General features: G+C 68.4%; 20 protein-coding genes and 1 pseudogene. 12 read left to right on the top strand and 9 right to left on the bottom strand.

Translation table 11 applies throughout. The features are described 5' to 3' along the window. Positions 1–96: 96 nt before the first annotated feature. From sigM to trxA, 4 genes are all read left to right on the top strand, one after another. Positions 97–792 carry an RNA polymerase sigma factor SigM gene (sigM, locus tag ACIBK8_RS31555; protein WP_399045651.1) on the top strand — a complete coding sequence of 232 codons (696 nt, stop codon included), beginning with the start codon at positions 97–99 and terminating at the stop codon, positions 790–792. Then, positions 789–1,709, top strand: coding sequence for an anti-sigma factor family protein (locus ACIBK8_RS31550; protein ID WP_399045649.1), 921 nt, complete (start codon positions 789–791; stop codon positions 1,707–1,709). The genes sigM and ACIBK8_RS31550 overlap by 4 nt, the downstream gene beginning before the upstream one ends. 114 nt (positions 1,710–1,823) lie before the next feature. Beyond that, positions 1,824–2,798, top strand: coding sequence for a thioredoxin-disulfide reductase (gene trxB, locus ACIBK8_RS31545; protein ID WP_399045647.1), 975 nt, complete (start codon positions 1,824–1,826; stop codon positions 2,796–2,798). A gap of 47 nt (positions 2,799–2,845) precedes the next feature. Further along, positions 2,846–3,172, top strand: a complete 327-nt coding sequence (trxA, locus tag ACIBK8_RS31540) for a thioredoxin (RefSeq protein WP_227047927.1) — start codon at positions 2,846–2,848, stop codon at positions 3,170–3,172. Between the two features lie 74 nt (positions 3,173–3,246). Here the strand turns inward: trxA and ACIBK8_RS31535 are convergent, their stop codons facing one another. The 9 genes and pseudogenes from ACIBK8_RS31535 to rpmH all read right to left on the bottom strand — a co-directional run bounded on the left by ACIBK8_RS31535 (position 3,247) and on the right by rpmH (position 10,114). Then, a complete protein-coding gene (locus tag ACIBK8_RS31535; protein ID WP_393684393.1) occupies positions 3,247–3,864 on the bottom strand; it encodes a GNAT family N-acetyltransferase in 618 nt (205 codons plus the stop codon). Between the two features lie 307 nt (positions 3,865–4,171). After that, on the bottom strand, positions 4,172–5,269 hold the full coding sequence (locus tag ACIBK8_RS31530) for a ParB/RepB/Spo0J family partition protein (protein ID WP_399045644.1): 1,098 nt from the start codon (positions 5,267–5,269) through the stop codon (positions 4,172–4,174). Then, a complete protein-coding gene (locus tag ACIBK8_RS31525; RefSeq protein WP_399045642.1) occupies positions 5,266–6,336 on the bottom strand; it encodes an AAA family ATPase in 1,071 nt (356 codons plus the stop codon). Before ACIBK8_RS31525 ends, ACIBK8_RS31530 begins: the two co-directional genes overlap by 4 nt. A gap of 294 nt (positions 6,337–6,630) precedes the next feature. Next, positions 6,631–7,356 (bottom strand): 16S rRNA (guanine(527)-N(7))-methyltransferase RsmG, encoded by a 726-nt coding sequence (rsmG, locus tag ACIBK8_RS31520; RefSeq protein ID WP_393684388.1) that lies wholly within the window; start codon positions 7,354–7,356, stop codon positions 6,631–6,633. Between the two features lie 138 nt (positions 7,357–7,494). Continuing rightward, on the bottom strand, positions 7,495–8,001 hold the full coding sequence (locus ACIBK8_RS31515) for a protein jag (RefSeq protein ID WP_399045640.1): 507 nt from the start codon (positions 7,999–8,001) through the stop codon (positions 7,495–7,497). Positions 8,002–8,015: 14 nt separating this feature from the next. Next, a complete protein-coding gene (yidC, locus tag ACIBK8_RS31510) occupies positions 8,016–9,200 on the bottom strand; it encodes a membrane protein insertase YidC (protein WP_399045638.1) in 1,185 nt (394 codons plus the stop codon). 3 nt (positions 9,201–9,203) lie between these two features. Next, on the bottom strand, positions 9,204–9,521 hold the full coding sequence (gene yidD, locus ACIBK8_RS31505; protein WP_399045637.1) for a membrane protein insertion efficiency factor YidD: 318 nt from the start codon (positions 9,519–9,521) through the stop codon (positions 9,204–9,206). Positions 9,522–9,583: 62 nt separating this feature from the next. Continuing rightward, positions 9,584–9,952 (bottom strand): annotated as a pseudogene (gene rnpA / locus ACIBK8_RS31500) (ribonuclease P protein component); the annotation flags it as partial. Between the two features lie 24 nt (positions 9,953–9,976). Continuing rightward, positions 9,977–10,114, bottom strand: a complete 138-nt coding sequence (gene rpmH / locus ACIBK8_RS31495; protein ID WP_143940007.1) for a 50S ribosomal protein L34 — start codon at positions 10,112–10,114, stop codon at positions 9,977–9,979. Positions 10,115–10,491: 377 nt separating this feature from the next. On the opposite strand from rpmH, the gene dnaA reads away from it, so the two are divergent. The 8 genes from dnaA to ACIBK8_RS31455 all read left to right on the top strand — a co-directional run bounded on the left by dnaA (position 10,492) and on the right by ACIBK8_RS31455 (position 23,047). Beyond that, a complete protein-coding gene (gene dnaA / locus ACIBK8_RS31490) occupies positions 10,492–12,390 on the top strand; it encodes a chromosomal replication initiator protein DnaA (protein WP_399045634.1) in 1,899 nt (632 codons plus the stop codon). Between the two features lie 955 nt (positions 12,391–13,345). Next, positions 13,346–14,476, top strand: coding sequence for a DNA polymerase III subunit beta (dnaN, locus tag ACIBK8_RS31485; RefSeq protein WP_399045633.1), 1,131 nt, complete (start codon positions 13,346–13,348; stop codon positions 14,474–14,476). Positions 14,477–14,679: 203 nt separating this feature from the next. Further along, on the top strand, positions 14,680–15,558 hold the full coding sequence (gnd, locus tag ACIBK8_RS31480; protein ID WP_399045631.1) for a phosphogluconate dehydrogenase (NAD(+)-dependent, decarboxylating): 879 nt from the start codon (positions 14,680–14,682) through the stop codon (positions 15,556–15,558). Positions 15,559–15,596: 38 nt separating this feature from the next. Then, entirely contained in the window at positions 15,597–16,781 is a 1,185-nt protein-coding gene (gene recF, locus ACIBK8_RS31475; RefSeq protein WP_399045629.1) for a DNA replication/repair protein RecF, read from the top strand. Continuing rightward, positions 16,778–17,311 (top strand): DUF721 domain-containing protein, encoded by a 534-nt coding sequence (locus ACIBK8_RS31470; protein WP_399045627.1) that lies wholly within the window; start codon positions 16,778–16,780, stop codon positions 17,309–17,311. The genes recF and ACIBK8_RS31470 overlap by 4 nt, the downstream gene beginning before the upstream one ends. Before the next feature lie 310 nt (positions 17,312–17,621). Then, positions 17,622–19,676 carry a DNA topoisomerase (ATP-hydrolyzing) subunit B gene (gyrB, locus tag ACIBK8_RS31465; protein WP_393684371.1) on the top strand — a complete coding sequence of 685 codons (2,055 nt, stop codon included), beginning with the start codon at positions 17,622–17,624 and terminating at the stop codon, positions 19,674–19,676. A gap of 50 nt (positions 19,677–19,726) precedes the next feature. Continuing rightward, complete coding sequence (gyrA, locus tag ACIBK8_RS31460; protein ID WP_399045624.1) at positions 19,727–22,351, top strand: DNA gyrase subunit A; 2,625 nt, start codon at positions 19,727–19,729, stop codon at positions 22,349–22,351. 15 nt (positions 22,352–22,366) lie between these two features. Beyond that, positions 22,367–23,047, top strand: coding sequence for a DUF3566 domain-containing protein (locus ACIBK8_RS31455; protein ID WP_399045622.1), 681 nt, complete (start codon positions 22,367–22,369; stop codon positions 23,045–23,047). Positions 23,048–23,049: the final 2 nt, after the last annotated feature.

The raw sequence follows: 23,049 nt of genomic DNA, 5'->3' as shown, positions 1-23,049 counted from the left end.
CAGCTCACGGCAGAGAGCCGACAGCCACTCTCATTTACATTCCCTGTGCCGCAGGATTCAATGGGGCGAGATCACGCAGCTACGGCCGGGGGGCCAGTGTCCACCGAGAGCGACGAGGCTTCGCCACCAACCGACGCCGACCTCCTTGCCCTGCATGTGAAAGGCGATCCCGATGCCTTCGGGGAGATCGTCCGGCGGCATCGCGACCGTCTCTGGGCAGTGGCGATCCGCACCCTGGGTGACCGCGAAGAAGCGGCCGATGCCGTCCAGGACGCCCTGGTCTCCGCGTACCGAGCGGCCCACACCTTCCGCGGCCAGTCCGCTGTGACGACCTGGCTGCACCGGATCACCGTGAACGCCTGCCTGGACCGGGCCCGCAAGGCCGCCTCCCGGCGCACCTCTCCCATCGCCGAGACCGAGCACCTGGACCAACTCCTGGAGCCGGAGGAATCGGCCGCGCTTCCCGCGGAGCGCGAGGACCTGCACCGTGAACTCCTCGGCGCTCTGCGCACGCTCCCCGAAGAACAGCGAGCCGCGCTCATTCTCGTCGACATGCAGGGATACCCCGTCGCCGAGGCCGCGGAAATCCTGGAGGTCCCCACAGGCACGGTGAAAAGCCGCTGCTCACGAGGGCGCGCCCGGCTCCTTCCCTTGGTCAGTCACCTCCGCACCGATGACGGCGACGGAAGAACGAAGGGCACGGCAAGGAACCAGGTGCCGGGGACATCCGTCCCACCGACGTCAGGACCGGAAGACACAGGTGCCGTGAAGGGCGGAGGTGGGCGAGCATGACGTCGTCAACCGGCACGGATGAGCACCCGGAGGTCGCAGAGATCTCCGACCTCACGGACGGGCTTCTTTCTCCGTCCCGCACCGCCGAGCTGCGCAAACATCTCGCCACATGCGCCCTGTGTGAAGACGTCCACGCCTCTCTGGAAGAGATCCGCGGACTGCTCGGTACCCTGCCCGGACCTGTGCGGATGCCTGCGGATATCGTCGGCCGCATCGATGCCGCGTTGGCGGCCGAGGCGCTGCTCGACGCCACCTCGCCCGTCGCGGAAGCCGATGTTTCACGTGAAACGGCAGATGGCTCGGCCGCTGTTTCACGTGAAACAGCCACCGGAGCCTCCCTTGCCGGAGGCTCAAGCCGACCCGCAGGACACCCACGAGGCTCTTCCGGCCCCGGGCGGCGTACGTCCGGTGGCCGCTCGCCCCGGGCCCGCCGGTGGCCCAGGATCCTGCTCGGCACCGCCGCAGCCGCGGCCGTGTTCAGCGTTGGCGGGCTCCTCGTCCAGAACTCCACCACCACCGCCGACCACGACGGCGGACAGGACCGACCCACAACAGCGACCGAAGGCGGCAACGACGGACTGACGTCCGCGACCCTCGGGGCACGGATCCATGAGCTGCTCGCCTCCAAGGGGGCGCAGAAATCTCCTGAGATCGGAACCCGCAGCGAGCCCGAGACCCCGATGCGCGGGAGCGCCGACACCGTCCCCTCCTGCGTCAGCCGGGGCATCGGCCGTCCCGAGACGCCGATCGTCTCTCGCCAGAGCCGGTACGAGGGCAAGGACGCCTATCTCGTCGTGCTGCCTGCCCCTTCGGATCCCAAGCGCGTCACGGCGTACGTCGTCGACTCGTCCTGCGTCTCCGCCACGCCCCCGTCTCCCGGCAAGGTCCTGCTGACCCACTCGTACCCGCGAGACTGAACGACGGCACGTGCGCTGCGGCACGGCGGGAATGCTCGACCCGTAGGATCCGTTGGGTGGGGTGAGAGTTCCCAGAGCCCCAGCAAGCAGTCGGCAGAGACAAGGAAGACACCCGTGAGCGACGTCCGCAACGTGATCATCATCGGCTCCGGGCCCGCGGGTTACACCGCAGCGCTCTACACCGCCCGTGCGTCCCTGAAGCCGCTGATCTTCGAAGGTGCCGTCACCGCAGGCGGTGCGCTGATGAACACCACCGACGTGGAGAACTTCCCCGGCTTCCGCGAGGGCATCATGGGCCCTGACCTGATGGACAACATGCGGGCACAGGCCGAGCGCTTCGGCGCCGAGCTGGTGCCCGACGACATCGTCTCGGTCGACCTCTCCGGAGAGATCAAGACCGTCACCGACACCGCAGGCACAGTGCACCGCGCGAAGACCGTCATCGTCACCACCGGCTCGCAGCACCGCAAGCTCGGCCTGCCCCGTGAGGACGAGCTGTCCGGCCGTGGCGTCTCCTGGTGCGCCACCTGCGACGGGTTCTTCTTCAAGGACCAGGACATCGCCGTGATCGGCGGCGGCGACACCGCGATGGAGGAGGCCACCTTCCTCTCGCGCTTCGCCAAATCGGTGACGATCGTGCACCGCCGCGACACCCTCCGGGCGAGCAAGGCCATGCAGGAGCGTGCCTTCGCCGACCCGAAGATCAAGTTCGTGTGGGACAGCGAGGTGGCCGAGATCCACGGCGACAACAAGCTGTCCGGGCTGACGCTGCGCAACCTCAAGACCGACGAGACGTCCGAGCTGCCGGTGACCGGCCTGTTCATCGCGATCGGTCACGACCCGCGCACGGAGCTCTTCAAGGACCAGCTGAAGCTGGATGACGAGGGCTACCTCAAGGTGGACGCGCCCAGCACCCGCACGAACCTCGAAGGCGTCTTCGGTGCCGGAGACGTCGTCGACCACACCTACCGTCAGGCCATCACCGCGGCCGGCACCGGCTGCTCCGCGGCACTCGACGCCGAGCGCTTCCTCGCGGCGCTGGCGGACGACCAGGCCACGCCGGAGCCCGAGAAGACCCCGGCCGTCTGACCCTCACTTCCCCAGCTTTTCACCACCCACCCAGTAAGGAGATTGCCATGGCCGGCGCCACGGTAACCGTGACGGACGACAACTTCGAAGAGGTCGTCCTCAAGAGCGACAAGCCCGTTCTCGTGGACTTCTGGGCCACCTGGTGCGGCCCGTGCCGCCAGGTCGCCCCGTCCTTGGAGGCCATTGCCGCCGAGCACGACGAGATCGTCATCGCCAAGCTGAACACCGACGAGAACCCGGGAACCACCGCCAAGTACGGCGTCATGTCGATCCCGACCATGAACGTCTACCAGGGCGGCGAGGTCGTGAAGACCATCGTCGGCGCCAAGCCGAAGGCCGCCATCGAGCGCGACCTGTCGGACTACCTCGCCTGAGGCACGCCGTAACGTTTCACGGGAAACGGGCCCGCCCCCTTGAGGGACGGGCCCGTTCTCTGTTCCGGCTCGTTTCACAAAGGCCGCAGTGCAGGTTCCTTCTGGACGGCGCCCAGCAGACGATCGAGAGCCATCTCCACGTCTTCCTTCCACGAGATGGTGGATCTCAGTTCCAGCCGGAGCCGCGGAAACCGCGGGTGCGGCCGGACGGTCTTGAAGCCCACCGCGAGGAGATGATCGGCCGGCAGTACGCACGCCGGCTCCGACCACTGGGCATCCCCGAACGCCTCGATGGCCTTGAAGCCGCGCTGGATGAGGTCCTTGGCGACCGTCTGGACCATCACCCGCCCCAGCCCTTGCCCCTGAAAGCCGGGGAGCAACCGGGCGGTCAGCAGCTGCACAGCGTCCGCGGACACCGGGCTGGTGGGGAATGCCGTGGACCGCGGCACGTAAGCGGGAGGGGCGTACAGCACGAACCCGGCAGGCACGTCATCGACATAGACCACCCGCCCGCAGGAGCCCCACTCCAGCAGCACCGCTGAGATCCAGGCTTCCTTTTCCAGGTCGGGCCGGCCCGCCTTTACCGCGGCCTCGCCGCTGACGGGATCCAGCTCCCAGAACACACAGGAGCGGCAGCGCTTGGGGACGTCCGGAAGGTTGTCCAATGTGAGCGGTACGAGTCGACGGCCCATGGAGCCAGGTCCTCACTTCCCTCGCCTGCCGCACTGCGGCGGGCTGCCGACGCCGCCCGCTCGCCGAGCAGACCGCCGACGAACCCTCCGACGGCTGCCAGGCCGAACCCCGCGGCCGGCAGTCCGGTGCGGCTCACCGGTCGCATGGCTCGCTCCTCGATGTGAGGCGTCTCCACGTGGATGTGCCATACCGATCGCATCGTATCCACCCTTTACGGGCGCGGGTACCGCGAGAACGCAAAGGACGGGCCGTGTCCCGGTGTGTCTTCCGGATCACGGCCCGCCCTCCGAGCTCGGGTCGGTCAGCTCAGCCTTCGTCGTCGCTTTCCTCGGACGGCGGCGTTCCCAGAACGGGCCCCTCGTCGGGAGCCAACGTGCCCAGGATCCGCTCCAGATCCTCCATCGAGGCGAACTCGACGACGATCTTTCCCTTCTTCTGCCCGAGGTCGACCTTCACCCGCGTCTCGAAGCGATCGGACAGCCGGGAAGCGAGACCGGTGAGCGCGGGGGAGACCCGGGTTCCCGCGCGGGGCCCCTTGGCCTTGCTCGCGCCGGCCGGCTGCGAACCCATCAGCGTGACGATCTCCTCGACCGCACGGACCGAGAGGCCCTCCGCCACGATGCGGCGGGCAAGCAGATCCTGCTCCTCCGAATCGCCGACCGACAGAAGCGCACGGGCGTGCCCCGCGGAGAGCACACCTGCCGCAACCCTGCGCTGCACGGTGGGCGACAGCTTCAGAAGGCGCAGCGTGTTGGAGACCTGCGGACGCGAACGCCCGATCCGGTCCGCCAACTCGTCATGCGTGCACTTGAAGTCCTTGAGCAACTGGTCGTAGGCGGCGGCCTCTTCCAGCGGGTTGAGCTGAGCCCGGTGCAGGTTCTCCAGCAGCGCGTCGAGCAGCAGCTTCTCGTCGTTCGTTGCCCGCACGATGGCCGGGATCTTCTCCAGGCCGGCCTCACGGCACGCACGCCAACGGCGTTCGCCCATGATGAGCTCGTACCGCTCCGGTGCGGCCTGACGCACCACCACCGGCTGCAGCAGCCCCACCTCCTGAATGGAGGTGACCAGCTCCGCGAGTGCGTCCTCATCGAAGACCTCACGCGGCTGCCGGGGGTTCGGTGTGATCGAGTCCAGCGGCAGTTCGGCGAAGTGCGCGCCGGGAACCTCCCGTTCGGCAACCGGATCCGCATCCGCGGTGGGCGCCTCTGTTTCACGGGAAACCGAGGCGGCCGGGAGTGAGGCGACCTTCGCCGCTGCCACACCCCGCTCGGGAGCCAGGACCGGTACGGCCGACGGCGATGTCGTCCCCCGTCCCACCGTGGGTCCGCCTTGCTCGGTGCTCTGCGGTGCCGCGGGGATCAGCGCACCGAGCCCACGGCCGAGCCCTCTACGTCGTTCGCTCACTGCGTCCCCTCCGGCGTGCTGTGCTGCGCTTCATAGTTCACACTCAACCCCTGGCCCGCGGTCTGACCCGCGCCGCGCAGGGCAATCTCTCTGGCTGCTTCAAGGTACGAGAGCGAGCCGCTGGATCCCGGGTCGTAGGTGAGCACCGTCTGCCCGTAACTGGGCGCCTCGGAGATACGCACCGAGCGCGGGATGCTCGTACGCAGCACCTCCTTGCCGAAGTGACTGCGCACCTCGTCGGCGACCTGGGAAGCCAGCCGCGTACGGCCGTCGTACATGGTGAGCAGAATCGTCGAGACGTGGAGCTTGGGGTTGAGATGACCCCGCACCAGCTCGACGTTGCGGAGGAGTTGGCCCAGGCCCTCCAGCGCGTAGTACTCACACTGAATCGGAATCAGCACCTCGGCACCGGCGACCAGAGCGTTCACGGTCAGCAGGCCGAGCGAGGGCGGACAGTCGATGAGGATGTAGTCCAGCGGCTGTTCATACGCCTGGATCGCCCGGTCCAGGCGGCTTTCCCGCGCCACCAGCGAAACCAGTTCGATCTCGGCGCCGGCCAGGTCAATGGTGGCGGGCGCGCAGAACAGACCCTCGACGTCCGGCACCGGCTGCACCACATCGGAGAGCGGCTTGCTCTCCACCAACACGTCGTAGATCGACGGCACTTCGGCGTGGTGGTCGATCCCCAGCGCGGTGGAGGCGTTGCCCTGGGGATCGAGATCGACGACGAGCACGCGGGCTCCGTGCAGCGCCAAGGAGGCGGCCAGGTTCACCGTGGTCGTGGTCTTGCCAACCCCACCCTTCTGGTTGGCGACCACCATGACGCGTGTCTGTTCAGGTCGTGGCAGCGCCTCACCCGCGCGGCCAACTGTCTCCACCGCCAACTGCGCTGCACGACCGATCGGGGTGTCGTCCATCGGGGGTGGCGTTTCACGTGAAACATCCTCCCCGAGCGACTCGCTTCGGGGACCGGGGACCGGATCGGTCATCGGTCCCGCGATGTTGGCGTCGGACCGCACGGATTCACTCTCCTCGACATCAGGCTCGCAATGTTCAGAGCCTGCCATGCTTTCGGTACCACGAACCAGTGAGGTCCGTTCTCCTGTGGACGAATCCACTTCTGTGGATACTTCGGTGACCCGTGTGGGTTTGCGGTCGCGTGGCGCGGAAGCCGCTCGACCACGCCCGATGATCCCTTGCAGCAGAGAACGACGTTTCACGTGAAACACGATGCCAGCGTCGCGCCCGATTGAGCCGCGACACTCCGCCTCGTGCCCATTTGGTCGCCTTTGCGGCACGTGCCGCCACCCGCCCACTGTCGGGCACGTGCTCTGATCCGGATCGGGCTGCGCGCCCCCGCGTCAGCGGCGCCGCGCCCGCGAAACCCGGCTCGCCCGCGCCGCCTTCGCCCGCTTGGCAGCGAAGCGCACACCGCCGGGGCTCTCGCCCACCTCGACACGCACCACGGTCGAGAGCGGATCCACGATCCCCTCGCCGACCTGCACCACCGAGGTCGCCACCACGCCGAGCTTGCTCAGCGCGGCGCGCGCGCCCTTCAGCTCCTCCTCCGCGGCATCGCCCTTGAGCGCCAGCATCTGTCCGTAAGGACGCAGCAGCGGCACCCCCCAGCCGGCGAGCCGGTCGAGCGGGGCAACGGCGCGCGCGGTCACCACGTGTACCTGCGGCAGCTTCCCCATGACTTCCTCGGCGCGCCCCCGTACGACGGTGACGTGGTCGAGGCCGAGCAGTTCGACGACCTCCTGAAGAAAGTTCGTACGCCGCAGCAGCGGCTCCAGGAGCGTGATCTTCAGGTCCGGACGCACCAGGGCCAGCGGGATGCCGGGCAGCCCGGCGCCCGAGCCCACGTCACAGACCGAGACGCCCTCGGGAACCACCTCGGAGAGCACCGCGCAATTGAGCAGATGCCGCTCCCACAGCCTCGGCACCTCACGCGGGCCGATCAGCCCTCGTGTCACACCGGCGTCGGCGAGCAGCTCGCCGTACCGCACGGCCTCCGCAAAGCGCTCACCGAATACCTCCTGCGCCTCTTTCGGCGCGGGAGGGAGCTCCGCTGCTGCCTCCGTCACGGGAACCGCCCTTCCTCTGGACTGCTGATGCTGCCGGGAACCGGGGATATGTCCCCCGGGATAACACAGAAGGCTGACAAGTTTTGGCCCCGCCTGCGAGCAGACGGGGCCAAAGACATCTGGATGTGTGGAGCTGGGTCAGGCCGGGAGGACAACCACTCGGCGCTCCGGCTCCTCGCCCTCCGACTCGCTGCGCAGACCCGCCGCCGCCACGGCGTCGTGGACGACCTTGCGCTCGAACGGCGTCATCGGGTCCAGCTTCACCGGCTGGCCGGTGCTCTGGGCCTCTTCCGCCGCCTTCGCGCCCAGCGCGGCCAGCTCCTCACGCTTCCGCGCCCGGAAGCCGGCGACGTCGAGCATCAGGCGGCTGCGGTCGCCGGTCTCGCGGTGCACCGCGAGACGGGTCAGCTCCTGCAGCGCCTCCAGCACCTCACCGTCGCGGCCCACCAGCTTCTGAAGGTCGCGGCTGGTCGAGTCGCTGATGATCGACACCGCGGCGCGGTCGGCCTCGACGTCCATGTCGATGTCGCCATCGAGGTCCGCGATGTCCAGCAGGCCCTCGAGGTAGTCGGCGGCGATCTCCCCTTCCTGCTCCAGGCGGGTCAGGGTGTCGGTGCCCTTGGCGGCAGGTGTCGTGTCCGTCACGAAAGGACTCCTTCTTACTTCTTGGACGGGTGCTTGGGGCGCTGCTGGCCCTTGCGCTGTCCGGACTTGGTGGTGCGGGATCCGGAGGAGCTGCCCTTCTCGGCAGAGCCGCCCTTCCCCTTGCCGCTCTGCGTGGTCTTGCTGTCCTGCGGGGCCTTCTTCTCCAGCGACTGCTTCTTCGAGGCGTCCTGGTCGGTGGCCCCGGACTGCGAGCCGGCCCGGGTGCGCGCACCCGGGGTTCCTGCGGGACGTGCACCGCCGACGGGGGCGGACGTCTGCCGCTTGGACTTCGGCTGCCGCTTGGGCTGCTGGCGGTTCTGCCGGGCTTCCTCGGCGGCCTGCTTCGCCTCGATCTCGGCCGGGTCCTCGACGATCTTGCCCTTGGCCCGCAGCCGCTCCTGGCGCTCGGTGAACGCCTTGCTGCCGGGGGTGGGGTTACGACGGATGACGAACATCTGCTGGCCCATGGTCCACACGTTGGTGGTCAGCCAGTAGATGAGCACACCGACGGGGAAGTTGATGCCGAAGACGGCGAACATGACGGGGAAGACGTACATCAGCATCTTCTGCTGCTGCATGAACGGCGTCTTCACCGTGAGGTCGACGTTCTTGGTCATCAGCTGGCGCTGCGTGTAGAACTGCGAGCCCGACATCAGCACGATCATGACGACCGTGACCACCCGGACGTCGACCAGCGAAGCACCCAGGGACTGGATCTTCTCGGCGCTGTCCATGAACTTCGCGGCCAACGGGGCACCGAAGATGTGGGCCTTCTGCGCGCTCTGGAGCAGCGCCGGGTCGATGACACCGACGGTCTTGTTCTGCGCGATGTGGCTGAGGACCTGGTACAGCGAGATGAAGAACGGCGACTGGGCCAGAATCGGGAGACAGCTCGAGAGCGGGTTGGTGCCCGTCTCCTTGTAGAGCTTCATCATCTCTTCGGACTGGCGCTGCTTGTCGCTCTTGTAGCGCTCCTGGATGGCCTTCATCTTCGGCTGGAGCGCCTGCATGTTCCGCGTCGACTTGATCTGCTTCACGAAGAGCGGGATCAGGCAGATGCGGATCAGGACCACCAGCGAGACGATGGACAGCCCCCACGCCGCGCCACTGTTCTCGTCAAAAATGAGGCTGTAGAACGAGTGGAACTGGACAATGATCCAGGAAACAGCGTAATAGAGAGGTTTGAGGATCGTGTCCACGAATCAGGCTCCTTGGGCGTTGGGCTGAGTCTCGGGCTGGGCGACGGGCTCAGGGACGGCAGTCCCGCCCAGGCGGCTCCTCAGCCGCTGATGCCAAACCGGATGCTTCCGGGGAGGAACGTGGTCGACGCCACCGAGCGACCACGGGTTGCAACGCAGGATGCGCCAGGCGGTCAACGCAGTCCCTTTTACCGCGCCGTGCCGGTCGATGGCCGTGAAGCCATAGTGCGAGCACGACGGGTAGTACTTGCAGACCGGGCCCAGCAAGGGGCTGATGGTCCACTGATACAGCTTGATCAACAGCAGCAGCGGGTACTTCACTGTGCGCTCCCTCCCGGTTCCCGACCGGGGATCCGAGGGTTGCCCCCCGTGGGATTGCAGCTGCGCGGTACCCCACCCAGCAGCCGCTCCAAGGCGGCGTCCAGGTCACGAGCCAACTGATCATGGCCCGACTCACCCGCACCGGGCAGCGCCCGTACGACAACCAGGCTACCGGCGGGCAGCCGGTACAGCCGGTCGCGCAGGAGATGGCGCAGCCGACGCTTGACCTTGTTGCGGACGACGGCGCCCCCAACGGCCTTGCTCACGACGAAACCCGCACGCGCGGGGGAAACGTGTTCCCCCGCTGCGTGCGGGTCCGTTGCACCGCTACGAAAATGAACGACAAGGAGCGGGCGCCCGGCCCTGCGTCCCCGGCGTACCGCGGTCGCAAAGTCCTCGCGCCGCCTCAGCCGATGCTCGGTAGGCAGCACGTCATGGACCTAGGGTCTGGCTGCTCAGGCCGACAGGCTGGAGCGACCCTTGCCACGACGCGAGGCCAGGATGGCGCGGCCGGCGCGGGTCCGCATGCGCAGACGGAAGCCGTGGGTCTTCGCGCGGCGACGGTTGTTCGGCTGGAAGGTGCGCTTGCTCACTCGGGGGCTCCAGGAATGCTTGTTGCCTCATGCGAGACAGATGTGGGGCGTCGACTGGCTGTCACCGTGCGCCCACGAGTAGCTCGCAACGCCCAAGTGCACCGCTTCATGACCACTGAGAGTGATCTTTGCCCATCGGAGGCAGGCGGCAGCAGCCATCGACAACTCGACCTGGTCACGGTACGCGCGGCTACGCCATCCGGTCAAACCGGTGGTACCGGGCCCCGTACCGGACACTTGTCAGGACACACTATGCACAGCCTGTGGACAACGACTTGAATCCCCAGGCCCGGCCTGACTACCGTGGCCGAACCCCGATTCCTTCCCGCCCGTCCTGAGAATCACACATTCGTGGGACTGCTGAGAGAGCGTGCCCCGTGGCTGATGTACCTGCCGATCTTGCCGCAGTGTGGCCGCGCGTCCTCGAGCACCTCCTACGGGCGGACGGCGACGGCCTCAAGCCCAAGGACCAGGACTGGCTCAAGCGGACGCAGCCGCTGGCGCTGGTCGCCGACACCGCGCTGCTCGCCGTCCCCAATGAATTCGCCAAGGGCGTGCTCGAAGGCCGGCTGGCACCGCTGATCGGGGAGGCCCTCAGCCATGAGTGCGGGCGTCCGATCCGGATCGCGATCACGGTCGACGACTCCGCCGAAGAACCGTCGGCTCCGCAGGCTCCCCCGCAGTACCAGCAGCCGCAGCAGCACCAGGGCCAACAGCAGCAGTCGCACCCGCAGCCGCCGCAGCAGCACGATGCCTATGACGGCTACGACAACAGGCAGGGCTACGGCCGTCAGGGCGACGAGCTGCCGAACGTCCGGCCCGCCTACCCCGACTATCAGCAGCAGCACCAGCAGCCCCGCCACGAGCCCGGTTCCTGGCCGCAGCACTCCTCGTCCATGGGCGCGGGCCCGCGCGAGGAGTACGGCTGGCAGCAGCAGCGCCTCGGCGGCTTTCCCGAGCGCGATCCGTACGCCTCGCCGCCGCCGTCACACATACAGCAGCAGCACCCCCAGCATCAGCAGCCGCAGAACGACTACCGCCAGCAGGGGCCCGAGCGCTCCAACGGGCCGCAGCACGGGGACGGCCGGGGGCCGTACGACCAGCAGACGCCGCGCCGCGACCGCTCCGAGCACCAGCCCTCGCACGGCCGGCATCTCGACCCCGGCTCCCAGCTGCCCGCGCCCAGTGGTGCGCCGAGTCCGCTCGCCGCGCAGCCCGCGCCCGCGACGGGCCCCGGAGAGCCGACCGCCAGGCTGAATCCGAAGTACCTCTTCGACACCTTCGTCATCGGCGCGTCGAACCGCTTCGCGCACGCCGCTGCGGTCGCCGTCGCCGAAGCGCCGGCCAAGGCGTACAACCCGCTGTTCATCTACGGCGAGTCCGGGCTCGGCAAGACGCACCTGCTGCACGCGATCGGGCACTACGCGCGGAGCCTGTACCCGGGCACCCGGGTGCGGTACGTGAGCTCGGAGGAGTTCACCAACGAGTTCATCAACTCCATCCGCGACGGCAAGGCGGACGCGTTCCGCAAGCGCTACCGCGACATGGACATCCTGCTCGTCGACGACATCCAGTTCCTGGCGAGCAAGGAGTCGACGCAGGAGGAGTTCTTCCACACCTTCAATACGCTGCACAACGCGAACAAGCAGATCGTGCTGTCCAGTGACCGGCCGCCCAAGCAGCTGGTCACCCTGGAGGACCGGCTGCGCAACCGCTTCGAGTGGGGTCTGATCACCGATGTCCAGCCGCCCGAGCTGGAGACCCGGATCGCGATCCTCCGCAAGAAGGCGGTCCAGGAGCAGCTGAACGCCCCGCCCGAGGTGCTGGAGTTCATCGCCTCGCGGATCTCGCGCAACATCCGTGAGCTGGAGGGCGCGCTGATCCGGGTCACCGCGTTCGCCTCGCTCAACCGCCAGCCGGTGGACCTGGGCCTGACCGAGATCGTGCTCAAGGACCTCATCCCGGGCGGTGAGGACGCGGCGCCGGAGATCACGGCGACGGCGATCATGGCGGCGACCGCGGACTACTTCGGGCTGACCGTCGACGACCTCTGCGGATCCTCGCGCAGCCGGGTCCTGGTGACGGCCCGCCAGATCGCCATGTACCTCTGCCGGGAGCTGACCGATCTCTCGCTGCCGAAGATCGGCGCGCAGTTCGGCGGCCGTGACCATACGACGGTGATGCACGCCGACCGCAAGATCCGGGCGCTGATGGCCGAGCGCCGCTCGATCTACAACCAGGTCACCGAGCTGACCAACCGCATCAAGAACGGCTGACGCGCGGGGCGGGAGCCCGTGCGGGCCGCCGCTGCAGCGCTCCAGGGCGCTCCGGGACGGGTTCCCGGGGCGCCCTTCGCCGTACGGGCTCCTGCGGCGTCGGCAGCGCTCGCGCCGGAGCCTCCGGGGCAGCGGTGTGCGGTCCTCCGGACGCCGGATCCGGCCTTCCTGACCCCGTCCTCCGTCGTCCCGAACCTGTGGAAGGCACCGGCTCTGTTCGATTCCGTGCCAGGTCACGGCCTCTCTCCACAGATTGGGCAAGAATCTTCCGTCCACACCCTGGGGACTGGAAAGTTATCCCTGTGGGATCCACAGGCCGGTGTCCTGACGGATCATCGGACGAGGTCAGAGGGCTGGGGATTTGTGGTCAACCGTAATCCACAGGCTGTGGACGAAGGATCTGTCCACAGAGGTGGATTTCACTTGTCCACCGGCTGCCCACAGGTGAGCGGGGGTTGTCCCCAGCTTCTCCACACCGCTGTCCACTGTTCGGCAACGCAACACCCGCCCTCACCGTGCCGAGTGAAAGCGGTCACACCAAGGTGGTGGGTTGGGCTGTGGGGAACGTGGGTAAAACTGGGGACGGCGCTGGGGAGAAGTGGCCCTCGCCTGTGTATCGGGTGTGCAGAACTTCGGGCGGTCCACAGAGAGCCCGGGTTATCCACGACCTCCACCCACAGGGCCGGTGGACAAAAAATCCGCGTTGACCTGCGAAAAAGCAGTTGTCCACGGTTTCCACAGGCCCTACTACTACGACCACGGATATCTACCGGGGAACTCGCTCGGAAACGGGGCCTGTGCACAACTCGGGCCCGGAACGCCGACCGCCCGCCGAGTCGACTTGACCCCGAGCAGCACCGACTGTCGGTGGCGTGCGTCAGACTGGTCTCCGGCAACTCAGCCGACGACGAAAGCCAGCAGGGCGAGAGCCAGCAACAGCAGGAGGCGGTTTCCGGTGAAGATCCGGGTGGAGCGCGATGTACTCGCGGAGGCAGTGGCCTGGGCGGCCAAGAGCCTCCCGGCCCGTCCGCCGGTGCCCGTCCTCGCGGGCCTGCTGCTGAAGACGGAGGACGGCACCCTGTGCCTCTCCGGCTTCGATTACGAGGTCTCGGCACGCGTCTCGGTGGACGCCGAGGTGGAGGAAGAGGGCACGGTCCTCGTCTCCGGCCGGCTGCTCGCCGACATCTGCCGCGCCCTCCCCAACCGCCCGGTGGAGATTTCCACCGACGGTGTACGCGTGACCGTCGTCTGCGGCTCCTCCCGCTTCACCCTCCACACACTGCCTGTGGAGGAGTACCCGGCCCTGCCGACGATGCCCACCGCCACCGGCACCGTCCCCGGTGAGGTCTTCGCCGCTGCCGCCGCCCAGGTGGCCATCGCCGCCGGCCGTGACGACACCCTTCCGGTGCTGACCGGTGTGCGGATCGAGATCGAGGGCGACACCGTCACCCTGGCCTCCACCGACCGCTACCGCTTCGCCGTCCGCGAGTTCCTGTGGAAGCCGGAGAACCCGGACGCGTCCGCCGTCGCGCTGGTACCCGCCAAGACGCTGCTGGACACCGCCAAGTCGCTGAGCAGCGGTGACACCGTGACGCTGGCGCTGTCCGGCTCCGGTTCTGGCGAGGGCCTGATCGGTTTCGAGGGGGCCGGGCGCCGTACGACCACCCGGCTGCTGGAGGGCGACCTCCCGAAGTACCGCACGCTCTTCCCGACCGAGTTCAACTCCGTGGCGGTGATCGAGACCGCGCCGTTCGTCGAGGCGGTCAAGCGTGTGGCGCTGGTGGCGGAGCGGAACACCCCGGTCCGGCTGAGCTTCGAACAGGGTGTGCTCATCCTGGAGGCCGGCTCCAGCGACGATGCACAGGCTGTGGAGCGCGTCGACGCGGAGCTGGAGGGCGACGACATCTCGATCGCCTTCAACCCCGGCTTCCTCCTGGAGGGCCTGTCGGCCATCGACTCCCCGGTGGCCCAGCTGTCCTTCACGACCTCGACGAAGCCCGCGCTGCTCAGCGGCCGGCCCGCGAAGGACGCCGAGGCGGACGACGCGTACAAGTACCTGATCATGCCGGTGCGGCTCTCGGGCTGACGGCCTGCGGCCGGGGCATCAGCCCGCGCGGCCCCGCCCGGCGATCGGTCCGGGCGGCGCCGCGCGGGGGCTGCCAGGACCGGTCCAGGACCCCTTGGGGCGACCGGCTTATGAGCGCTTGAGCCCACAGGTGTGCACGCACCTTCGGGCGTAGGCTCGATGCAGGTACGAAAAGCAACGACTACGTGCAAAGAGGGTCTCTGATGGAGCTCGGTCTCGTCGGTCTCGGCAAGATGGGCGGCAACATGCGCGAGCGCATCCGCCGCGCCGGCCACACCGTCGTCGGATACGACCGCAACCCTGACCTGGCGGATGTCCACAGCCTCGAAGAGCTTGTGGGCAAGCTGAAGGGTCCGCGGGTGGTCTGGGTCATGGTGCCGGCCGGTGCCGCCACCCAGGCGACGGTCGACGAACTGTCCGAGCTGCTCTCGCCGGGCGACATCGTCGTGGACGGCGGCAACTCCCGCTGGACCGACGACGAGAAGCACGCCGAGGAGCTGAAGGCCAAGGGCATCGGCTTCGTCGACTGCGGCGTCTCCGGCGGTGTCTGGGGCCTGGAGAACGGCTACGCGCTGATGTACGGCGGCGCCGCCGATGACGTCGCCAAGGTGCAGCCGATCTTCGACGCGCTCAAGCCCGAGGGTGACTTCGGCTCGGTGCACGCCGGCAAGGTCGGCGCCGGCCACTTCGCGAAGATGGTCCACAACGGCATCGAGTACGCCATGATGCAGGCGTACGCCGAGGGCTGGGAGCTGCTGGAGAAGGTCGACTCCGTCACCGACGTGCGGGAGATCTTCCGCTCCTGGCAGGAGGGCACGGTCATCCGTTCCTGGCTGCTCGACCTCGCGGTCAACGCCCTGGACGACGACGAGCACCTGGAGAAGCTGCGCGGGTACGCCGCCGACTCCGGTGAGGGCCGCTGGACGGTCGAGGCGGCGATCGACAACGCCGTGCCGCTGCCCGCGATCACCGCGTCGCTGTTCGCACGGTTCGCGTCCCGCCAGGACGACTCCCCGCAGATGAAGATGATCGCCGCGCTGCGCAACCAGTTCGGTGGCCACGCGGTGGAGAACAAGAAGTAGTCAGCAGGTCCGCAGCCGCGGGAGGTCGGCGCAGCTCCATGCACGTATCGCATCTGTCGCTCGCCGACTTCCGCTCGTACGCCCGGGTCGAGGTCCCGCTCGAACCGGGCGTCACGGCGTTCGTGGGCCCCAACGGCCAGGGCAAGACCAACCTCGTCGAGGCGGTCGGCTATCTGGCCACGCTCGGCAGCCACCGCGTCTCGTCCGACGCGCCGCTGGTGCGGATGGGCGCCGAGCGCGCGATCATCCGCGCCGCCGTCGTCCAGGGCGAACGGCAGCAGCTGGTCGAGCTGGAACTGAACCCTGGCAAGGCCAACCGCGCCAGGATCAACAGGTCCTCGCAGGTCAGGCCGCGGGACGTGCTGGGGATCGTCCGGACGGTGCTGTTCGCGCCCGAGGACCTGGCGCTGATCAAGGGCGATCCGGGCGAGCGCCGCAGGTTCCTGGACGAGCTGATCACCGCCCGCTCGCCGCGGATGGCCGGGGTGCGCTCGGACTACGACCGGGTGCTCAAGCAGCGCAACACCCTGTTGAAGACTGCGGCGCTGGCGCGGCGGCACGGCGGGCGCCAGATGGATCTGTCGACGCTGGACGTGTGGGACCAGCATCTGGCCCGCGCGGGCGCCGAGTTGCTGGCGCAGCGGCTCGATCTGATCGCCGCGCTGCAACCGCTGGTGGACAAGGCGTACGAGCAACTGGCGCCCGGCGGCGGCCCGGTGGGGCTCGACTACCGCGGCTCGGCGGGCGAGGCGATGGCCGATGCGTCGACCCGTCAGGAGCTGTACGGCGTACTCCTGGAGGCGCTGGGCGGCGCCCGGAAGAACGAGATCGAGCGCGGGGTGACGCTGGTCGGGCCGCATCGGGACGACCTGCTGCTGAAGCTCGGTCAGCTGCCGGCGAAGGGGTACGCGAGCCACGGCGAGTCCTGGTCGTACGCGCTGGCGCTGCGGCTGGCCTCCTACGACCTGCTGCGGTCGGAGGGCGAGCACGCCGTGGGGCTTTCCCCGGAGGGCGGCGGCGAGCGTCGGGTGGGCGAGCCGGTCCTGGTGCTCGACGACGTCTTCGCCGAGCTGGACGCGCGGCGCCGGGAGCGGCTGGCGGAGCTGGTGGCGCCCGGCGAGCAGGTGCTGGTGACGGCGGCGGTGGCCGATGACGTGCCGGGTGTGCTGGCCGGTGCGCGCTTCGCGGTGTCCGACGGCACGGCGGAAAAGCTGGCGCCGTGACGTCCTCGCAGCCGGAGCCGCCCAAGCCGCCCGAACTGTCCGGCATCGATCTGGCGCGGCAGGCGCTGGTCGCGGCGAAGGAGCAGGCGCGGGCCCGTGGCGCAGCCGCGCAGCAGAAGAAGCAGGCCAAGCGGGGCGGGCTGCGGTCGGGCGCACGGGCGGACGGCCGGGATCCGCTGCCGCTCGGTGCCGCCATCAACCGGTTGATCACGGAGCGCGGCTGGGAGACGCCGGCGGCGGTCGGCGGCGTGATGGGGCGGTGGCCGCAGCTGGTGGGGCCCGAGGTGGCGCAGCACTGCGAGCCGCAGAAGTACGACGAGGACGCCCGGGTGCTGACGGTGCAGTGCGACTCCACGGCGTGGGCGACGCAGCTGCGGCTACTGGCGCCGCAGCTGGTGGCACGGCTCAACCAGGACCTGGGGCAGGGCACCGTCAAGCTGATCAAGGTGCTGGGTCCTGGCGGCCCCGCGCGACGGTACGGACCGCTGCGGGCGCCGGGCAGCCAGGGTCCTGGGGACACGTACGGCTGAGCCGTGCGGAAGCCCTGGTGAGGGGTGTCCTGATGCGGTGCTGATGAGACCCCGCTCACGGTTGCGGCCGGTTGACAGCCCGAAGCGCTGAGTGCCCGTGTGAGCGTCCTGAGGCCCCTTCTCAGATATGGGGAGTCGGCGGACGTGAGTTCAGGGCGGCACATGACGACTCAGGTGCCTGCAAACCCCCATGAGTGTCGGCGCTACCGGTAGACTGGTGGCAATCCCGCCCACTTGCGGAACATGTCGAACGACGCAGCCGCTCCCGCCTGTCTTGTCAGGGGTTTCCCCCACAGGCGCGGAAGGGCTCGTGCTGTGCCAGAAAGGGCGCTTCGTGGCCGACTCCGGCGACCTCAACGAGAACAACACGGCTTCTACCGAAGAGGGGGTTCCGGCCGGCGCCATGGGCGACTCCTCGGCGGAGACGTCGTACGACGCCAGCGCGATCACCGTCCTTGAGGGCCTGGACGCGGTACGCAAGCGCCCCGGCATGTACATCGGCTCGACGGGCGAGCGTGGACTGCACCACCTCGTCCAGGAGGTCGTCGACAACTCCGTCGACGAGGCGCTGGCCGGGCACGCGGACACCATCGACGTGACGATCCTGCCCGACGGCGGGGTGCGCGTCGTCGACAACGGCCGCGGTATCCCGGTCGGCATCGTGCCGTCGGAGAACAAGCCGGCCGTCGAGGTCGTGATGACGGTGCTGCACGCCGGCGGCAAGTTCGGCGGCGGCGGCTACGCGGTCTCCGGTGGTCTGCACGGCGTGGGTGTCTCCGTCGTGAACGCGCTGTCGCAGCGGGTGGCGGTCGAGGTCCGCACGGACGGCTACCGCTGGACGCAGGAGTACAAGCTCGGTGTGCCGACCGCGCCGCTCGCCCAGCAGGAGGCGACGGACGAGACCGGCACCTCGGTGACGTTCTGGGCCGACGGCGACATCTTCGAGACGACCGTCTACAGCTTCGAGACGCTGTCCCGGCGCTTCCAGGAGATGGCGTTCCTCAACAAGGGCCTGACGATCGCGCTGCGGGACGAGCGCCCCGATCACGTGGACGAGGAGGGCAAGCCGCTCTCCGTGCGCTACCACTACGAGGGCGGCATCGTCGACTTCGTGACGTACCTGAACTCGCGCAAGGGCGAGCTGGTGCATCCGACGGTCATCGACGTGGAGGCCGAGGACAAGGAGCGGATGCTCTCGGTCGAGATCGCGATGCAGTGGAACACCCAGTACACCGAGGGTGTCTACAGCTTCGCGAACATCATCCACACCCATGAGGGCGGTACCCACGAGGAGGGCTTCCGCGCCGCGCTGACGGGCCTGATCAACCGGTACGCGCGGGACAAGAAGCTGCTGCGGGAGAAGGACGACAACCTCACGGGCGAGGACATCCGCGAGGGTCTGACGGCGATCATCTCGGTCAAGCTCGCCGAGCCGCAGTTCGAGGGTCAGACCAAGACCAAGCTGGGCAACACCGAGGTGAAGACCTTCGTCCAGAAGGTGGTCTACGAGCACCTCACCGACTGGCTGGACCGCAACCCCAACGAGGCCGCGGACATCATCCGCAAGGGCATCCAGGCGGCCACCGCCCGGGTCGCCGCCCGTAAGGCGCGCGATCTGACCCGCCGCAAGGGGCTGCTGGAGACGGCGTCGCTGCCGGGCAAGCTCAGCGACTGCCAGTCCAACGACCCGACGAAGTGCGAGATCTTCATCGTCGAGGGTGACTCGGCCGGCGGCTCGGCGAAGTCCGGCCGTAACCCCGAGTACCAGGCGATCCTTCCGATCCGAGGCAAGATCCTCAACGTCGAGAAGGCGCGGGTCGACAAGATCCTCCAGAACAACGAGGTCCAGGCGCTGATCTCGGCGTTCGGCACCGGGGTCCACGAGGACTTCGACATCGAGAAGCTCCGGTACCACAAGATCATCTTGATGGCGGACGCCGACGTCGACGGCCAGCACATCAACACCCTGCTGCTCACCTTCCTCTTCCGCTTCATGCGACCGCTGGTCGAGGCCGGGCACGTCTACCTCTCCCGTCCGCCGCTCTACAAGATCAAGTGGGGCCGGGACGACTTCGAGTACGCCTACTCCGACCCGGAGCGCGACGCGCTGATCCAGATGGGCAAGCAGGCCGGCAAGCGGATCAAGGACGACTCGGTCCAGCGGTTCAAGGGTCTCGGCGAGATGAACGCCGAGGAGCTGCGGGTGACGACCATGGACACCGACCACCGGGTGCTCGGCCAGGTCTCGCTCGACGACGCGGCCCGTGCGGACGACCTGTTCTCGGTGCTGATGGGCGAGGACGTCGAAGCGCGCCGCTCGTTCATCCAGCGCAACGCCAAGGACGTCCGTTTCCTCGACATCTGAGCCCTGTCGGCCCGTACAACAGCCGCAGCTCGAAAGGATTTTGAACCAGCATGGCCGACGAGAATCCCCCGATCATCCCGGACGGCGTGACCGCCGAGGGCGCCCCCGCCGCCATTGAAGGCGTGGGTATGCGCGTCGAGCCCGTCGGGCTCGAAACGGAGATGCAGCGCTCCTACCTCGACTACGCGATGTCCGTCATCGTCTCGCGTGCGCTGCCCGATGTCCGCGACGGCCTCAAGCCGGTGCACCGCCGCGTGCTCTACGCGATGTACGACGGCGGCTACCGGCCCGAGAAGGGCTTCTACAAGTGCGCCCGCGTCGTCGGTGACGTCATGGGTACGTACCACCCGCACGGCGACTCCTCGATCTACGACGCCCTGGTGCGTCTGGCGCAGCCGTGGTCGATGCGGATGCCGCTGGTGGACTCCAACGGCAACTTCGGTTCCCCGGGCAACGACCCGGCCGCGGCCATGCGGTACACCGAGTGCAAGATGAAGCAGCTCTCCATGGAGATGCTGCGGGACATCGACGAGGAAACCGTCGATTTCCAGGACAACTACGACGGCCGTAACCAGGAGCCGACGGTCCTGCCGGCGCGCTTCCCGAACCTCCTGATCAACGGCTCGGCCGGTATCGCGGTCGGTATGGCCACGAACATCCCGCCGCACAACCTCCGCGAGGTCGCCGCCGGTGCCCAGTGGGCGCTGGAGAACCCCGAGGCGTCCAACGAGGATCTGCTGGAAGCGCTGATCGAGCGCATCAAGGGCCCCGACTTCCCGACCGGCGCGCTGGTGGTGGGCCGCAAGGGCATCGAGGAGGCGTACCGCACCGGCCGTGGCTCGATCACGATGCGTGCGGTGGTGGCGGTCGAGGAGATCCAGAACCGCCAGTGCCTGGTGGTCACGGAGCTGCCGTACCAGGTCAACCCGGACAACCTCGCGCAGAAGATCGCCGACCTGGTGAAGGACGGCAAGATCGGCGGCATCGCGGACGTCCGCGACGAGACGTCGTCGCGCACCGGCCAGCGGCTGGTCATCGTCCTCAAGCGGGACGCGGTCGCCAAGGTCGTCCTCAACAACCTCTACAAGCACACCGACCTCCAGACGAACTTCGGCGCCAACATGCTCGCGCTGGTGGACGGGGTGCCGCGCACCCTCTCCCTGGACGCGTTCATCCGCAACTGGGTCAACCACCAGGTCGAGGTCATCGTCCGGCGGACCCGCTTCCGGCTGCGCAAGGCCGAGGAGCGGGCGCACATCCTGCGCGGTCTGCTCAAGGCGCTGGACGCGATCGACGAGGTCATCGCGCTGATCCGGCGCAGCGAGACGGTCGATGTGGCGCGCGAGGGCCTGATGGGCCTGCTGTCCATCGACGAGATCCAGGCGAACGCGATCCTGGAGATGCAGCTGCGCCGGCTGGCCGCCCTGGAGCGCCAGAAGATCACCGCCGAGCACGACGAACTCCAGCAGAAGATCAACGAGTACCAGTCGATCCTCGCGTCGCCGGAGAAGCAGCGGCAGATCATCAGCGACGAACTGGCCGCGATCGTCGACAAGTTCGGCGACGACCGGCGCAGCAAGCTGGTCCCCTTCGAGGGCGACATGTCCATCGAGGACCTGATCGCCGAGGAGGACATCGTCGTCACGATCTCCCGCGGCGGCTACGTGAAGCGGACGAAGACCGACGACTACCGCTCGCAGAAGCGCGGCGGCAAGGGCGTCCGCGGCACGAAGCTCAAGGAAGACGACATCGTCGACCACTTCTTCGTCTCGACCACCCACCACTGGCTGCTGTTCTTCACGAACAAGGGCCGGGTCTACCGCGCCAAGGCGTACGAACTGCCGGACGCCGGACGGGACGCGCGCGGCCAGCACGTGGCCAACCTGCTGGCCTTCCAGCCGGACGAGCAGATCGCCCGGATCCTGGCGATCCGGGACTACGACGCCGCCCCGTACCTGGTGCTCGCCACCAAGGCGGGTCTGGTCAAGAAGACCCCGCTCAAGGACTACGACTCGCCGCGGTCCGGCGGCGTGATCGCGATCAACCTGCGCGAGCAGGAGGACGGCACGGACGACGAACTGATCGGTGCCGAGCTGGTGTCGGGCGCCGATGACCTGCTGCTGATCAGCAAGAAGGCGCAGTCGATCCGCTTCACCGCCACGGACGAGGCGCTGCGCCCGATGGGCCGCGCGACGTCCGGTGTGAAGGGCATGAGTTTCCGCGAGGACGACGAACTGCTCTCGATGAATGTGGTGCGCGCCGACACCTTCGTCTTCACCGCGACGGACGGCGGGTACGCCAAGCGCACCCCCGTGGACGAGTACCGCGTCCAGGGCCGCGGCGGTCTGGGCATCAAGGCGGCCAAGATCGTGGAGGACCGGGGTTCGCTGGTCGGGGCGTTGGTCGTCGAGGAGAGCGATGAGATCCTGGCGATCACCCTCGGCGGTGGCGTGATTCGTACGCGGGTCAGCGAGGTCAGGGAGACCGGCCGTGACACCATGGGCGTCCAACTGATCAACCTGGGCAAGCGTGATGCCGTCGTCGGCATCGCACGGAACGCCGAGGCCGGGCGCGAGGCCGAAGAGGTCGATGGGGTCGAGGGGCCCGATGAGACCACTGACGCCGAGGGGACCGAGCCGACGGCGGCCGAGGGCGGGCAGCCCGCGGCGGAGTAGCACGAGGAGTAGGTCGTGAGTGGAGCCACGGGCGCTGCGGCGGGTGGATCGGGAGCCGGGAAAGGCTCGTCATCCGGACCCGCAACCGTGACGGAAGACAGCGCCCGTGGCTCCGCCGCGTCCGGCGGCCCCCGGGAAGAGGGCCCGTACCAGGGGGGAACCGTGACCGATACACGCCAGCCGTACCCGCAGTCACAGCCGCAGCCCGCGCCGCAGCCGGGCCGGCAGCAGCCCTACGAGCCGCCTCAGGCGTACGCCACGGGCGGCGGCACGGGCGGCGCCCCGTCGGTGCGGCTGCCCCGCACCGGGGCCCGTACGGAGCCGCGGACGCGCAAGGCCAGGCTGCGGGTGGCGCGGGCCGACCCGTGGTCCGTGATGAAGGTCAGCTTCCTGCTGTCCATCGCGCTGGGTGTCTGCACGATCGTGGCGGTCGCCGTGCTGTGGATGGTGATGGACGCGATGGGTGTCTTCACCACCGTCGGCGGGACGATCAGCCAGGCGACGGGGTCGAGCGACGGCAGCGGCTTCGACCTGGAGTCGTTCCTCTCGCTGCCGCGGGTGCTGATGTTCACCACGATCATCGCGGTGATCGATGTCGTTCTCGCGACGGCGCTGGCGACCCTCGGATCGTTCATCTACAACCTGTCGGCGGGCTTCGTCGGCGGGGTGGAGCTGACGCTCGCCGAGGACGAATGACG

It is taken from the genome of Streptomyces sp. NPDC050161, from assembly GCF_044460025.1.
Classification (GTDB): Bacteria; Actinomycetota; Actinomycetes; order Streptomycetales; family Streptomycetaceae; genus Streptomyces.
The sequence above is the reverse complement of the archived record's forward strand: the minus strand, read 5'-3'. Positions and strand labels throughout refer to the sequence as shown.

What these genes read in the sequence shown, in the direction of transcription:
- ACIBK8_RS31550 (WP_399045649.1), top strand. Translation starts at nt 789, where the DNA reads ATGACGTCGTCAACCGGCACGGATGAGCACCCGGAGGTCGCAGAGATC.
- trxA (WP_227047927.1), top strand. Translation starts at nt 2,846, where the DNA reads ATGGCCGGCGCCACGGTAACCGTGACGGACGACAACTTCGAAGAGGTC.
- ACIBK8_RS31535 (WP_393684393.1), bottom strand. Translation starts at nt 3,864, where the DNA reads ATGGGCCGTCGACTCGTACCGCTCACATTGGACAACCTTCCGGACGTC.
- ACIBK8_RS31525 (WP_399045642.1), bottom strand. Translation starts at nt 6,336, where the DNA reads ATGGCAGGCTCTGAACATTGCGAGCCTGATGTCGAGGAGAGTGAATCC.
- gnd (WP_399045631.1), top strand. Translation starts at nt 14,680, where the DNA reads ATGGAGCTCGGTCTCGTCGGTCTCGGCAAGATGGGCGGCAACATGCGC.
- recF (WP_399045629.1), top strand. Translation starts at nt 15,597, where the DNA reads ATGCACGTATCGCATCTGTCGCTCGCCGACTTCCGCTCGTACGCCCGG.
- gyrA (WP_399045624.1), top strand. Translation starts at nt 19,727, where the DNA reads ATGGCCGACGAGAATCCCCCGATCATCCCGGACGGCGTGACCGCCGAG.